Source organism: Mycetocola zhadangensis (genome assembly GCF_003668565.1).
Lineage (GTDB): Bacteria > Actinomycetota > Actinomycetes > Actinomycetales > Microbacteriaceae > Mycetocola_A > Mycetocola_A zhadangensis.
This window is the reverse complement of sequence record NZ_RCWJ01000003.1, coordinates 242162-255463: the sequence shown is the minus strand read 5'-3', so window position 1 is coordinate 255463 and position 13302 is coordinate 242162. Positions and strand designations below refer to the sequence as shown.

Here is a 13302-nt window from a genome sequence, read left to right as displayed (position 1 = left end):
AATTTCCTGTAACCAGAGTGTGCGTACGCCCGGCTGGAGCCGCAGCCGCAGCCGCAGCCGCAGCCGCAGCCGCAGCCGCAGCGGCATGGGCGCCCCAACGAAGAAAGCGCCGGGGAAAGGACGAAATGGGCTTCCGACGTCCTTTTCCCGGCGCTATTACCTTCAGCCGCGGTCCGCCTACGAGGTGATCGAGGTGGTGGCGGCCTGCGCGGCCTCCCGCAGCTCCTTCCAGGCGGCGTTCGGGGAGCGGTCGTTGAGGTAGAACTCGCCGACCGTGCGCTTCTTGTAGATCACAGGGTTGTGCGAGGAGACCGTGCGGGCGTTGCGCCAGTGCCGGTCGAGCTTGCGGGCCGACGACGCGGCCGACGCCCCTCCGACCTCGAACAACCGGGTCGCCGCGCCCAGAACGACGTCGACGATCGCGACCTGCGCCGAGAACACGGCCACCTCGGCTGCGGTCACCGCGGCATCATCCAGGGTGCCGCCGTCGTTGCTGCGGTACGCGGCGTCAACGGCCTCGGCCGCGCTCGCCACAAGGGCGTCGGCCGTGAACGAGGCCGAGGCGATCTCGCCGACAACACTCTGCACGAGCGGGTCCTCGCGCGGCAGCGGGTTGCTGGCCGCGATGAACGTGCGGGTGCGCGGGCGCACGAACTCGACGGCGTCGCGCAGCACAGCCTTCCCTGTGCCGGCCAGGGTGGCAAGCAACACGAGCTGGAAGAACGCCGTCACGTGGTTGATGCGCCCGTCGGTGTACCGGGTGAGGTCATCAGCGTCGACCTCGGCGTGATCGAAGATGGTGGTGCCGCTCCCGGTCAGGCGCTGCCCGAAGCCGTCCCAGTCGTCGAGGCGCTCGACACCTGGGGCATCGGTGCGCACGACGTAGGAGAGGCGTCCGCCGTTAGCGTCGCGAGCGCTTCCGCTCACCCAGTCCGCGAAGATCGTGCCTGTGCTGTAATACTTCGTGCCGGTGACGAAATAGCGCCCATTTTCCTCGGCAACCACCGTACTGACGTCGGCGAGCGAGGCGCCGGTCAGCTCGCTCGACGCATTGCCGACCAGGTCACCCGCCGCGACCCGGCGCAACCACTTCTCACGCACAACAGCGTCCGGATGCACCAGGCGCGTTTCGACAAAGGCAAAGTGCCCGCGCAACAGTTGCGGCAGGTTCGAGTCCGCCGCACCGAGCTCGCTCAGCAGTCGGGCGAGCTGGCGAACGCTTGCGCCAAGCCCACCGAATTCGCGGGGTACCCGCACAGCGCCAAACCCCTCCTCCTTCAGCCAGCCGACAGCCTCGAACGGCAGTTCGCGATCGGTCTCCCGCTGAACAGCGCCCGCCCGAATGCGCTCAAAAACGGGCGCGAAAAGCGTGCTGAGCTCCTCATCGGTGAGGGTGGAGGCATCCGTGGGCTTCTCGAGAGTGGGCATGAAATGTTCCTTTTCTTAGGTGCGAAATTTATGTCAGAGGGCGGATGCCGTTACGCACGCGCCGAATCAAAATGGGGCAGCGCGTCAAGCAGGCCTCTGGTGTACCCGTGTGACGGACGGCTGAACACATCGTCCACAGCGCCAGCTTCGACGATGCGGCCGTCTTTCATCACGAGCACCTCGTCGCTGATGTGGAAGATTACGCCGAGGTCATGCGAAATGAAGACGTAGGTGAGGTCCAGTTCGTCCTGCAGGTCGGTGAGCAGGTCGAGGACCTGGGCCTGAACCGAGACGTCGAGAGCCGACACCGGTTCGTCGAGCACGAGCAGCGTGGGTTTCGCCGCGAGTGCCCGGGCGATCGCCACGCGCTGGCGCTGCCCGCCGGAGAGTTCGATCGGTCGGCGGTCGGAGTGCTCCGGCCCCAGCCGGACAAGGCCGAGCAGCTCTGACACCCGGGCGGCTCGTTCGCTGCGTGAACTGCGACCGCTGGCCGCTACCGCTTCGCCGATGATCCGCGACACGGTGAATCGGGGATCGAACGAACTCAGCGGGTCCTGGTAGACCACCTGAACCTGCCGGCGCAGCCTGCTTCGCTCCGCCGGGGTGGCGGAGCTCCAGCTCACGGCGTCGATGGACACCGAGCCGGAGTCCGGATTTTCAAGGTTCGCGAGGATGCGTGCCGTTGTGGTTTTTCCCGACCCGGATTCGCCGACGATCCCGAGGGTCGCGCCGCGGGCGACGCTGAACGACACGTCGTCCACGACCGTCCGGCGCACCCGGTCAGCTCCGACGAAACTCTTCGACACGTTCTCGACGACAACCAGGGCAGAACCGGAGTCCGGTCGCGGCAGCCGTGGTGCGGCCACGGCAGCGGTGGCGTCCACGGCAGACAGTCGACGTCGACGCGAGGTCGGGGACGGGACCGCGGCGATGAGGCTCTTGGTGTACGGGTGCTGGGGATCGAAGAGCACGGCTTCCGTCGTGCCCTCCTCCACGATCTCGCCGTGCTGCATCACGGCGATGCGGTCGGCGATCTGCGCGACGACCGAGAGGTCGTGGCTGACAACGAGCATGCCGGTAGACGAGCCCTTCAGGGTTTCGAGCAGCCGCAGGATCTGGGACGCGATCGACGCATCCAGCGCCGTTGTCGGTTCGTCCGCGATGAGGAACTCCGGCTCAGCGGCGATCGCCGACGCGATCAGCGCACGTTGGCGAAGCCCACCAGACAGCTGGTGCGGGAACTGTCCGAACCGCAGTTCCGGTTCGGGAACCCCGACTCGGCGAAGCAGTTCGAGTACCTTCGCGGTGCGCTCTCGCCTGGACAGGGTTGTGTGCAGTTTGAGCGGCTCGCCGATCTCCGCGCCCACCGTTCGCAGCACGTCGAGTGATGAGAGTGCGTCCTGCAGCACGAAACCGATCCGGTCGCCCCGGGTCGACCGCCATGAGGCGTCGCTCCAGTTCCGGGTGTCCGTGCCGTCAAACGCGAGCCGTTCCGCCCGAACCGTTGAGCCGATGCCGGTGAGGCCGACGAGGCTGCGTGCGGTGACCGACTTACCGGAACCGGACTCGCCGACCAGGGCGAGGCATTCGCCGCGGGAGATCTCGAAGGAGAGGTCGCGGACGACGGTTGTGGCGTGTGATTTGTGGCCGAAGTCGACCGAGAGGCCGCGCACATCGATCAGTGGTGCGGTCATCGGGAAACCCTGCCTTCCGAACGGCGACGCAGTTCGCGCCCGATCGCCGTGATGGCGAGCACCGTCGCCACGAGGAACGCGGATGGCACGAGGATGAGCCACGGCGCGTTGGAGATGAAGTTGCGGCCAACCGAGAGCATCGCGCCCCACTCCGGGGCAGGGGGCGGAGTGCCGAGGCCCAGGAAGCTCAACGATGCGCCCGCGCCGATCGCGCCGCCGATGCCGATGGTTGCGAGAACGAGAACCGGCTTGATGGCGTTGGGGAGAACGTGGGTGACGATGACCCGGAGGCGGGAGAAGCCGAGGGTGGACGCGGCCTCAACGTAGGCAGACTGCCGCACGATGTGGGTCTGTGCCCGAACGAGCCGCGCGTAGTAGGCGATACCGGCTGCGCCGATGGCGAGGATGGCGTTGAGGGTGCCGCCGCCGATGAGGGCGATGACGACCAGCGCCAGCAGCAGTTCAGGCACGGCGAGGGTGACGTCGAGGAACCGCATGACGGCGCTCTCCACGACCCTGTTGCTGAGCCCGGCAATCAGCCCGATGATCGTGCCGAACACCACACCGATCGCTGTCGCGGCGAGGCCGATGAGGAGCGATGTGCCTGTGCCGTGAACGATCCGGCTGTACACGTCGGACCCTGACTCGTCTGTGCCGAAGATGTGGCCGGGGCCGGGCGGCAGGAAGCTGTTCGCCGGTGACACCTCGAGCGGGTCGACCGAGGTCAGCAGTTGGGGAGCCAGGGAAGCGACGGTCACCCAGCCGAGGAACAGAATCGCGAGCACCAGGCCGGGGGACAACCGGCGGCGGCGGCGGTTCGGCCGTGCCGCCGGAGCAGGCGCAGGAAGCGGGCTGACGTCGGCGGGTAACGCCGGAGCGATGCCCTCACTCTGCACCGTCACGAGGTGGCTGCTGGTCATGATGTGACTACTCTCGGGTCGACAAGGGTGTACAGGATGTCGACGATCAGGTTGACGACGACGTAGACGGCAGCGGAAATCAGGACGATGCCGAGCACAACGGGGAGGTCCTTGTTGTAGACGGAGCTCAGCATGAGCCCGCCGACCCCCTGCCGGGAGAACAGCGTCTCGACGATGACCGAGCCGCCGAGGAGCGCGGCCAGGACAAAACCGGACATCGTGATGGTCGGCAGGATCGCGTGTCGCAGCGCGTGTTTCACCCGCACTGACAGGTCGCGCATTCCGCGAGCCCTGGCCGTGAGAACGAATGGTTGCTCGAGCACATCCTCCAGTTCGTTTCGTAGCACCTGCGACAGTGAACCGACCAGGGCGAGCGCAAGCGTGAACGCCGGGAGGATGAGCGGGACCAGCCCGTCACCGCCACCCACCGGCACCAGCCGAAGAGTGAATGAGAACACGATGAGCAGCGCGAATCCGATGATGAAGCTCGGAGTGGCGGCGAGCACCACCTCGATGCCCGATACCAGGGCGCGGAGCCAGGGTGTGCGCTGAGCGGTGAGAACCGCAATGGCGACGGTCAAAACCAGGGCGAGGGCTGCCGCTGTTCCTGCGAGGACAGCGGTTGGGCCGACCTGCTGACCGATGGCATCCGTCACTGGCATTCTCAGCCGGTATGACTCGCCGAGGTTTCCCTGCAGGAGCTGGGTGAAGTAGTGCAGGTACTGGACAATGAACGGTTCGTCGAGGAGGTAGTCCTGGCGAACCTGGGCGATGGCCTCGGCGGTCGGACGGGCGTCAGGACCGCCGAGGATGATCAGTGCCGTGTCGCCTGGGGTGACGTACAACGCCAGGAAGGTCAGCGTTGCAGCACCCCAGAGCACGAACACTCCGAGGAGCAGCCGCGTGGAGATTCGCCGGAGAATCGTCATCGGTCGAGCCACGCGCTGGTGAAGACGGGCACCGGGTGGGAGGTGTCTGTGACGATTCCCTGGACCGTGTTCTTGGCGTACGCCCACTGGCTGGGGTTCTCGTAGAGCGGCAGGCCCGGCACCAGTTCGAGAAGCCTGTGCTGGGCCTTCGAGTACGCCTCACGCGCCTCGTCACCGTCTGTCGCACCGCGGCTTGCCTGGAGCAGTTCGTCGAGCTCGGGGTCGGAGAGGTACGACGAGTTCTGTCCGATGCGCTCACCGGTGATCTCGCTGCTGTGGTGACGGATGAAGAGCACGTCAGGCGTGTTGGTGTGCCAGACGCCGGCCAGGCCGTCGTAGTCGCCCGCGTACCGGATCTCGGTCAGCTGCGCCTGCGGGTACTGGTCGACTTTGAGCTCGATGCCGACCTTCTTGACCTCGCCCTGGAGCTGCACAAGCAGGGCGCTCGGCGTCGCGCTCTCGACGGTTGGAACAACAACTGTGAGTCGTTTGCCGTCCTTCGTGCGGTAACCGTCACTGTCTTTTACGGTCCAGCCGGCCTCGTCAAGCAGGTCGTTCGCCTGATCGGGATCGTAGTCGAGCTTGCCCTCTGTGGTCTCGTCGTAGTACGGCGTCTTGGAGGAGAGGAAGTTGTCCTTGGGCGTGTATGTACCGAAACCGACGCTGTCTGTCACCGCGTCCCGGTCGACGGCCGCGACAAAGGCCTCACGCACCCGGATGTCGTCGAACGGTGCCCGTGACAGGTTGAAGCTCAGCGCGTACGGGCTGCCAGCTCGAATGAGGTTCTCGTAAACGAACGCGTCGTTCGCTTCAATGGCTGCGGCGTTCTGCGGCGGGAGATTCTCGGTGATGTCGTACTGGCCCGAGACGAGTGTCTCGTACCGGATGACGGCCTCAGGAACAACAGTGATCTCAATGCCGTCGAGGTGCGCTTCGCCGTCGTAGCCGAGCCAATCCGGCCCCCAGTTGTAACCCTCCCGCTTGACGTAGCTGATGCTCTGGCCGACCTTGTAGTCCTCGACGACGAACGGCCCGGATCCGACCGGCGCCTGGCACAGCGTCTCTGGTGATTCGGTGATCGCCTTGCCCGAGGTCATGGCGAGCCACGACTGGGCGAGGTTGTAGAGGAAGGGAGTGTATGCGTATGAGAGGTGCGCCTCAAAGGTGTACTCGTCGATCACTGTGCCGTCGACGTACGGCGCGATGTAGGCGGCGGCCAGCGGCGACTTCGTGGCCGGGTCCCTCATGTGCTCGAAGTTCTGCCCGAGCACCTCGGCGTTCCACGGCGACCCATCGCTGAACGTCACCCCCTCCTCAAGCGTGAACGTGTAGGTTTTGCCGTCCTCCGAGATGTCCCAGCTCTTCGCCAGGTATGGCGCAATGTTGCCGTCCTCGTCGAGCGTGACGAGGTTGTCGTAGATGATGCGGCCGAGCAACTGGTGCTGCGTGGCCGAGATCGAGTGCGAGTCGAGGCACCCCGGCTCGGTCGAGATGGAGAGGGCGAGCGTGCCGCCGTCGACGGGGTCGCCGGTGCTCGACTTTTCGGCCGCACTTCCGGACGCGCATCCGGAGAGAAGTGTTGCGCTCATCAGGAGCGCGAGACCGAGCGTGGATCGTCCGCGGGTAACAGGCATGAGTTCTTCTCCAGGATGGGTGGCGGCGGTCGAAATGAATTCCGATCGAGTAGCCCAAGACTGGCGAAGGTCGAGGCGACGTCAAACTCACGGTTACGTGATGTTGGCTTGCGTTACGTTCTGTTGTGGCCTGTTACGAATTCGGCTCTCGGCACCGAATTTGTTTCGTCATATTTGGCGAGACGCCGCTCGAGTGCGGCATACTCGCGCGACGCTCACGTGAGGTTTAGCCGCCGTAACCGGCGTAGTTGCGGATGTCGTCCACCGACGGCGTCGTTTTCAGGCCGGCAGCATCGGGACGGATGCCGGTCTCTTCGGCTCCCTCGGTGTGCACGTAATATGACACGGAGATGGAGCCCTTTGTGTCTCCTGACGCGTCAGCAAACGCGCGAAGCGAATCGTCAAGCACGGTGTACAGGTCGGCATCGGGTGACGCGATGATGCGCACATTGATGCGCGAGCTCATGCCTGCGCTGTTCCGGAACTCGGTTTTCGCGGACACCACACCCGGCACCTCATTCAGTGATGACTCCGTCTTGGATGCCACCGCGGATCCTCCGCCGCATGCCACAAGGACCGTCGCGACCAGGCCGGCAAGAACAACGGCACTCAGCTTGCGGATCTTCACAGGTTTGTCCTCATTCAGTCGTTCGGTCATTGCGGTTTCCCGGATTCGGGCGTCCCGAAAAGACGCTCGGGGCAGTGCTCGTTCGACACTAGCGCAGGGCGGATGATCGCCCGTTCGCCCCACAGTTGTCGCGGCCTGTCAAGCTCCAGATCGGCGGCTGTGCTTCTCGTTATGGTGTGGGCATGAACACTCCCGCGATCCGAGCGCTCGCCGCCGCCGGCCTGGTGCTGAGTCTCACCGGCTGCGCGTCGCAGTTTCCCGCCGACCCCGATGGCACCCTCGAGCGAGTCACGGGTGGAACACTGCGGGTTGGACTGTCGCCAAACGGAAACTGGGCCGATATGACCGACGGTGGCGAAGCATCCGGAATCGAAGTCACACTCGTGGAAGAGTTCGCCGACACCATCGACGCTGAAGTGGTGTGGACAGAGGGCGGTGAGGAGAAGCTCTTCACCGACCTCGCGGCCGGGCGGCTCGACATGGTCATCGGCGGCCTCACCGACACCACGCCCTGGTCGGAGAAGGCGGCGATCACCAAGCCGTTCGACCAGGTGACCACCGACGATGGCGCGACTCGAAAGCACGTGATGGCCGCGGCGATGGGGGAGAACGCGTTCCTCGTCGAGTTGGAGAGGTTCCTTGGAAGCCAGGAGAGCGCACCATGACGATCAGCTTCGGTCACACCGCGCTTCCCGCGAAGCAGGCGGAGATCCTCAAAAAAGCGATCCGGCTCGAGTGGATCACCATCGCCTTCCTGGCCGTCAGCGTCACGCTGGTGTTTCTCGTGCTCGGCAACTCGCAGGCCATGAAGGCTGCCTGGATCGAGGACCTGCTGTCGTTCATCCCGCCGATCGTGTTCCTGGTTGCGGTTCGTGTTGCCCGGCGCAAACCAACGGTGAAGCATCCGTACGGTTATCACCGCTCGGTCGGCGTCGGGCACCTCGTCGCTGCGGTCGCGCTCGTGACGATGGGCAGTTTCCTCATCGTCGACTCGGCGTCCGGGCTGCTCGCCGCCGAGCACCCGAGCATCGGTTCGGTCGAACTGTTCGGCCAGGTGTTCTGGCTCGGTTGGCTGATGATGGGTGTGATGGCACTCATCGCGCTGCCGCCGGTGTTCATCGGTCGCGCCAAGATGAAGCTCGCCCGCGAACTGCACGACAAGGTGCTCTATGCCGACGCCGACATGAACAAGGCCGACTGGATGACCGCCGTCGGCTCCATCGTCGGAGTCGGCGGGATCGGCCTCGGGCTGTGGTGGGCTGACTCCGCTGCGGCGCTGTTCATCGCCGGAAGCATCCTCTGGGACGGAGTGAAGAACATCCGGGCGGCGATCGAAGACCTCATGGACATGCGCGCCATGACCTTCGACGACGCGAAACCGCACCCGATCGTCGACCAGGTCGATGACTACCTGCGCTCACTGGATTGGATAGCGGATGCCGGTTCCCGCGTACGCGATCAGGGTCACGTTTTTCACATCGAGGCTTTTGTGGTGCCCCGTCATCCGCGGGAAATCACCGTCACCCAGCTCGATGAGGCTCGGGAGGCGTGCGTCGACCTGGACTGGAAGGTGCAGGATATCGTGATCGTCCCGGTGCCAGAGCTGCCCGACGTCGTTCGCGACCCAAGGGTGTCCTCCCACCGCTGAGCGTCTACCCCGATGGCTCATCGCATTCGCATTGCGCTCGTCGGGCGTCGTGTCCGTTGTGTTTGCAGGCTGGCAGCGCTTCGAGTGACAGTAGTTGTGGGTTGCAGGCACGCCAACCCACCACAAGTGTCACTCGAATCCGGCGGCCCAAACGGGCACTTCGGCTCAGGTGACAGTTGTTGTGGGTCGCCGGCGCTGGCACCCACCAAAAGTGTCACACGAACGCTGGGGCGCGATGCGGAACTCCGCCCGGCCGACGCGAACGACCCAGGCAGCGCGAGAAACGACCGAAGCTAGACTGCGGGATCGGGCGCTGGCCGCGCGGAACTGGCCGGCGGCTCAGGCACAATCTCGAGCCCGGACACGGAGTTCGACGATCGCACGAGGGCCTGCACCCAGGCCGAGTTGATGAGCGGGCTCTTGCCGCCGTAGTACTGGAAGGTCAACGAGATCGCCGAGTGAATCCAGATGGTGGTTCGACCGAGGCCGTTTGCCTTCTCACTCCAGGTGAACGCGAACGATTCGCCGCGCCGCAGCTTCGCCATCATCACGATCTGGAGGTGAGCAAGAATCCGATCGTCGATCGATGCTGTCACTTTTGAGTCGTAAGTGAGCGTTCCCACCGGGCAAACCTCCGTCATGCATTGAAAAGCCCCCTCGGCAGATGGCCGAACGGACTTCTTGATTCTATGGGAGCGCTCACCCGTTTTCCGCACCACAATACGGTTCGCCGGTGACTTGTCAGGCAAGGCCTAAACGACGACGACGGTGACCCGGTCCTTGCCGGCATTCTTCGACTGGTACATCGCAGCGTCGGCGAGCCCGAGGATGCCGTCTGTCGTGACAGCGGACCCGGCGTCCGGCACCAGCAACGCGACTCCGATCGACGCTGAGACCGGGTACTCGTCCGGCACGCCCTCAAGCGGTTCTCGGACCGACGCGAGGATCCGGTCGGTGACGTGACTGACGGCATCCGCGTCGGTGTCTTCACAAATGACAACGAACTCGTCACCGCCGTATCGCCCGATGGTGTCGGCCGCGCGCACCGATGTGCGCAGACGGTCGGCCACCTGGCTCAGCACCGAATCGCCGATGGCGTGCCCGCAGTTGTCGTTGACAACTTTGAAGCCGTCGAGGTCGAGAAACACAACGGCGAGTGGCCGCCCGCTGCGTTCGGCCGCGGCGATCGCCTGGTTCAGTCGCACCTGAAGCAACTGGCGGTTCGCCAGCCCGGTGAGCTGGTCGTGCAGTGCCATGCGAGCGAGCTGCCCCTGCAGCCGGATGCGCGCGAGCACGTGCGACGCCTGCTGGGTCAGGGTGCCGAGCAGTTCGAGAAGTTCCGGGTCAAAGTTGCGCTCCCGCCGAAAGAACGACGAGATTACTCCGACCGGTTTGCCCTTGTCGGTGAGCGGTGAGGCGATCGCGGTCTGCAGCTGGTTGGCGTGATAGACCGGGACCAGGTGCGGGTACATCTTCTGGGCTTCGTCGAGGTTGGGGACGATGACAACCTGGTTGAGGCGAACGGCGTCAGTGGACGGAGTGTCCCACCCGGCGTGAATATATTCGAGAAGCGGATGCGACCCGGTTGCGAGCTGAAGCACCCCGGCTTCGTCGAAGAGCAGGATTGCCGTGAAACTGGACGAGAATGCCTCGCGTACGTTTTCCGCGAGAGCCGCCGTGAGGGCACTCTCCGTGTCTGCGAGGGTGAATGCGGTCGACGCCTGCTGCAGGATCCGGACCTGCGCCTCTGACGTTTCGGCCGCGCGCCGAGCCTCAAGAAGCTCGCGTTCGTAGTCGCGACGTGCAGTGGAGTCGAAGACGGCGAGACGCACCTCACCTGACACGCCGTTCTGGATGGCGTTGATCATGGTGTGCAGGTTGGTTCCGTCTGCGCACTGCAAGGACAGCACGATCTCGTCGACTCGTCCTCGCAGCCGGAGCGTCGGCACGTACCGGGTTTCGTGGAACAGCTGGCTTCCAACGGTGAGCAACGCCTGGAAATTGCGCCCGAGCAGTTCGTGAGGCGGGTGGCCGATCATTCGGGTGAAGGTGGTGTTCACCGACGTGATCCTGCCGTCGGCCGACGTCACCAGATAGCCACACGGAGCATTCTCGTAAAGGTCCTCGAAGTCGCTGCCTGGTTGCGCAGGGGAGGGCTCTGCAGGACCGACACCGGCCGGGTCGGTCACCGGAGGAACGCCTGGATCTCGGCGGTGAGCTCGTCAGGCGCCGAGAGGTTCGGACAATGCCCTGTGGCGTCGAGCACAACCAGGACGCTGCCCGGGATCGACTCGTGCACGAACTGTCCAACTTCGAGGGGAGCGATGATGTCTTGCTGGGACTGCAACACGAGCGTCGGAGTCGTGACCAGGGGGAGGTCGTGACGGTTGTCCGAGAGGAAAGTAACGCGGGCGAAGTGCCGAGCAATGGTGGGGTCGATACTGCAGAAGCTCTCGGTCAACATCTCGCCGAGTTCGGGCTGGGAGCTGTTCCCCATGATGAGTGGTGCCATTGAGGCGGACCAGCCGAGGTAGTTCGCGTCGAGCGAGTCCAGGAGCGCGTCAATGTCGGCCCGTTCGAAGCCGCCAACGTACCCGTCGGCGTTGATGTAACGGGGCGATGGGCCAACGAGGATGAGCGCCCCGAACCTGGCCGGATTCTTCGTTGCCGCGAGCACCCCGATCATCGCGCTCACCGAGTGCCCGACGAAAACCGCATCGGTAAGGTCGAGGTCATCGAGGATCTCGAGCACATCGTCCGCGTAGCCGTGGAGAGAGTCGTATTTACCCTTGTCGTAGGCACTCAGGTCGCTTCGGCCAGCCCCGACGTGATCGAATCGCACAACACAATGCTCGTCCTCGAATCGAGGGGCGACAGCGTGCCACATCTCCGAACTGCACCCGAATCCGTGCGCGAAAACAATTGGCCGTCCAGAGGGGTTGCCTGACACCGTCACATTGTTCCTGGCGCGGACATGACTCAACTGATCTGTACTCACTGCGGCTCCTGCTGATAACCCTGACGAAAATCCGAGAAACCACTCGTCGGTGCCGCGCGATGTCGGCTCAGAAAATCGTAGTGGAGCGCGCGTTTCGGAGCAAAGCAAGAGGAGTAATCCGACGGAAATTCGCAGGCGCCGAACGGCGGGCGGAAATTATACGCACACTCACCCCCCGGGTGGGAGCGTAGATTTTTCGTGTATGCAGCATGCACGATGAATCATGCTTATTTCGCGTTCAACCTCGATTGCTGTCCGAACGATGTGGTCGGTCAGCTGCGGGAGCGCGAAATGAGTGTCGAGGAAGACCTGGTCGGCGCGGTCGAACGAAAAGAGATTGAGGCGTACTTCCAGCCTCAGATCGACGTGACGACCGGCAAGATCACAGCGGTGGAGGCTCTCGCTCGGTGGCGCCACCCGACGAAAGGCCTGATTCCACCCGCCGACTTCATCCCCGTCGCTGAACGAACGGGCCTGATTCATGAAATCGGTGCGTACATGCTTGAGGAGGGATGCCGTCACGCGGCTCGGTGGCGCCGCGACGGTCTTGCGATCCACGTTTCGGTGAACGTATCGGCCCTGCAGTTGGCGACGCCGGAGGTGTTCGACCGGCTCTACAACCTTCTCGGGGAATATAACCTCCCGGCCGGCACACTGACCATTGAGATCACCGAGTCTGAGGTTATCTCTGACGTTGCCGGGGTGGCCCAGCGCCTGGAGCGGCTTCGCGCCATCGGCCTCGGCGTCTCCCTCGACGACTTCGGCACCGGTCATTCGTCGCTGGCGCAACTCCGAGACCTGCCGATCACCGAGCTCAAAATCGACAAGTCGCTCATTCAGGAGACCAAGAGCAACGGCGCGTTAATCGCCGTGGCCGTCGCACTGCTGCAGGAGCGAGGCGTGCGTGTGGTCGCCGAAGGCGTAGAGACGGCCGAGCAACTCGATCTGGTGCAACGGATCCACTGCGATCGCGCGCAGGGCTACCTGTTTGGCAAGCCGCTGCCCGTAGACGAACTGGATGGGTTCCTGACGGAAATGTACTGAGTACGTTCCCGTCAGGAACGGGCGAGGTTCTTAGAGTCCGCTGAAGGAGTCGTCTTCCATGGCGACAGCGTGGTCTCCCGCGTCAGCAGCGCCAGCCTCGGTGCTGTCTCCACCAACGTCGATCTGGCTCCAGGAAACCGGCATACCCGGCGAGAAGAGAATGTCGAGACCCGGTCCGCCGCGCAGCGGTGGGATCGTTACATACCCTCCGCCGGCTTTGATCGCTTCGAGGATCTGTCCCCGCAGTTCGGTCACCGGGTCTGGGAGGAAGTAGTCGCGTCCGTCAACGGTCAGCCTGTGAACAATCACTTAGTAATCCCTGTCTGTGCGTGGCGAGGCGACAGCCTTCGCATCGTCTCCAACGTTAGCGGCTGCGGGT

At 64.3% G+C, this 13302-nt stretch carries 13 protein-coding genes; 3 read left to right on the top strand and 10 right to left on the bottom strand.

Annotated features, from left to right (window positions below):
* Positions 1-177: 177 nt before the first annotated feature.
* The 6 genes from D9V28_RS11850 to D9V28_RS11825 form a co-directional block, all read right to left on the bottom strand.
* Positions 178-1428 (bottom strand): acyl-CoA dehydrogenase family protein, encoded by a 1251-nt coding sequence (locus D9V28_RS11850; RefSeq protein ID WP_121659944.1) that lies wholly within the window; start codon positions 1426-1428, stop codon positions 178-180.
* A 50-nt stretch (positions 1429-1478) separates the two neighbouring features.
* Complete coding sequence (locus D9V28_RS11845) at positions 1479-3122, bottom strand: dipeptide ABC transporter ATP-binding protein (protein WP_121659943.1); 1644 nt, start codon at positions 3120-3122, stop codon at positions 1479-1481.
* Positions 3119-4042: an ABC transporter permease gene (locus D9V28_RS11840; protein WP_121659942.1), complete on the bottom strand. Its 924-nt coding sequence runs from the start codon at positions 4040-4042 to the stop codon at positions 3119-3121. The genes D9V28_RS11845 and D9V28_RS11840 overlap by 4 nt, the downstream gene beginning before the upstream one ends.
* On the bottom strand, positions 4039-4971 hold the full coding sequence (locus tag D9V28_RS11835) for an ABC transporter permease (protein WP_121659941.1): 933 nt from the start codon (positions 4969-4971) through the stop codon (positions 4039-4041). Before D9V28_RS11835 ends, D9V28_RS11840 begins: the two co-directional genes overlap by 4 nt.
* The gene (locus D9V28_RS11830; protein WP_121659940.1) at positions 4968-6605 is read right to left on the bottom strand and encodes an ABC transporter substrate-binding protein; all 1638 of its coding nucleotides are present in this window, start codon (positions 6603-6605) and stop codon (positions 4968-4970) included. The genes D9V28_RS11835 and D9V28_RS11830 overlap by 4 nt, the downstream gene beginning before the upstream one ends.
* Before the next feature lie 226 nt (positions 6606-6831).
* The gene (locus D9V28_RS11825) at positions 6832-7263 is read right to left on the bottom strand and encodes a hypothetical protein (protein WP_121659939.1); all 432 of its coding nucleotides are present in this window, start codon (positions 7261-7263) and stop codon (positions 6832-6834) included.
* 152 nt (positions 7264-7415) lie between these two features.
* On the opposite strand from D9V28_RS11825, the gene D9V28_RS11820 reads away from it, so the two are divergent.
* Both D9V28_RS11820 and D9V28_RS11815 read left to right on the top strand, forming a co-directional pair.
* Entirely contained in the window at positions 7416-7898 is a 483-nt protein-coding gene (locus D9V28_RS11820) for a transporter substrate-binding domain-containing protein (RefSeq protein ID WP_121659938.1), read from the top strand.
* Complete coding sequence (locus tag D9V28_RS11815; protein WP_121659937.1) at positions 7895-8881, top strand: cation efflux transmembrane domain-containing protein; 987 nt, start codon at positions 7895-7897, stop codon at positions 8879-8881. The genes D9V28_RS11820 and D9V28_RS11815 overlap by 4 nt, the downstream gene beginning before the upstream one ends.
* Positions 8882-9174: 293 nt before the next feature.
* Here D9V28_RS11815 and D9V28_RS11810 read toward each other — a convergent pair whose 3' ends face one another.
* The 3 genes from D9V28_RS11810 to D9V28_RS11800 form a co-directional block, all read right to left on the bottom strand.
* Entirely contained in the window at positions 9175-9504 is a 330-nt protein-coding gene (locus D9V28_RS11810) for a DUF7882 family protein (protein ID WP_121659936.1), read from the bottom strand.
* 129 nt (positions 9505-9633) lie between these two features.
* The gene (locus D9V28_RS11805; protein ID WP_121659935.1) at positions 9634-11070 is read right to left on the bottom strand and encodes a diguanylate cyclase domain-containing protein; all 1437 of its coding nucleotides are present in this window, start codon (positions 11068-11070) and stop codon (positions 9634-9636) included.
* Positions 11067-11879, bottom strand: a complete 813-nt coding sequence (locus tag D9V28_RS11800; protein ID WP_371870007.1) for an alpha/beta fold hydrolase — start codon at positions 11877-11879, stop codon at positions 11067-11069. Before D9V28_RS11800 ends, D9V28_RS11805 begins: the two co-directional genes overlap by 4 nt.
* 216 nt (positions 11880-12095) lie before the next feature.
* Between D9V28_RS11800 and D9V28_RS11795 the strand changes: the two genes are divergently transcribed.
* Complete coding sequence (locus D9V28_RS11795) at positions 12096-12923, top strand: putative bifunctional diguanylate cyclase/phosphodiesterase (RefSeq protein WP_121659933.1); 828 nt, start codon at positions 12096-12098, stop codon at positions 12921-12923.
* Positions 12924-12953: 30 nt separating this feature from the next.
* Here D9V28_RS11795 and D9V28_RS11790 read toward each other — a convergent pair whose 3' ends face one another.
* Complete coding sequence (locus D9V28_RS11790; protein ID WP_229728032.1) at positions 12954-13232, bottom strand: hypothetical protein; 279 nt, start codon at positions 13230-13232, stop codon at positions 12954-12956.
* Positions 13233-13302: the final 70 nt, after the last annotated feature.

Excerpts from the sequence above, each read along its gene's own strand:
- D9V28_RS11850 (WP_121659944.1), bottom strand. The coding sequence starts at position 1,428 with ATGCCCACTCTCGAGAAGCCCACGGATGCCTCCACCCTCACCGATGAG.
- D9V28_RS11845 (WP_121659943.1), bottom strand. The coding sequence starts at position 3,122 with ATGACCGCACCACTGATCGATGTGCGCGGCCTCTCGGTCGACTTCGGC.
- D9V28_RS11840 (WP_121659942.1), bottom strand. The coding sequence starts at position 4,042 with ATGACCAGCAGCCACCTCGTGACGGTGCAGAGTGAGGGCATCGCTCCG.
- D9V28_RS11835 (WP_121659941.1), bottom strand. The coding sequence starts at position 4,971 with ATGACGATTCTCCGGCGAATCTCCACGCGGCTGCTCCTCGGAGTGTTC.
- D9V28_RS11830 (WP_121659940.1), bottom strand. The coding sequence starts at position 6,605 with ATGCCTGTTACCCGCGGACGATCCACGCTCGGTCTCGCGCTCCTGATG.
- D9V28_RS11825 (WP_121659939.1), bottom strand. The coding sequence starts at position 7,263 with ATGACCGAACGACTGAATGAGGACAAACCTGTGAAGATCCGCAAGCTG.
- D9V28_RS11820 (WP_121659938.1), top strand. The coding sequence starts at position 7,416 with ATGAACACTCCCGCGATCCGAGCGCTCGCCGCCGCCGGCCTGGTGCTG.
- D9V28_RS11815 (WP_121659937.1), top strand. The coding sequence starts at position 7,895 with ATGACGATCAGCTTCGGTCACACCGCGCTTCCCGCGAAGCAGGCGGAG.
- D9V28_RS11795 (WP_121659933.1), top strand. The coding sequence starts at position 12,096 with ATGAATCATGCTTATTTCGCGTTCAACCTCGATTGCTGTCCGAACGAT.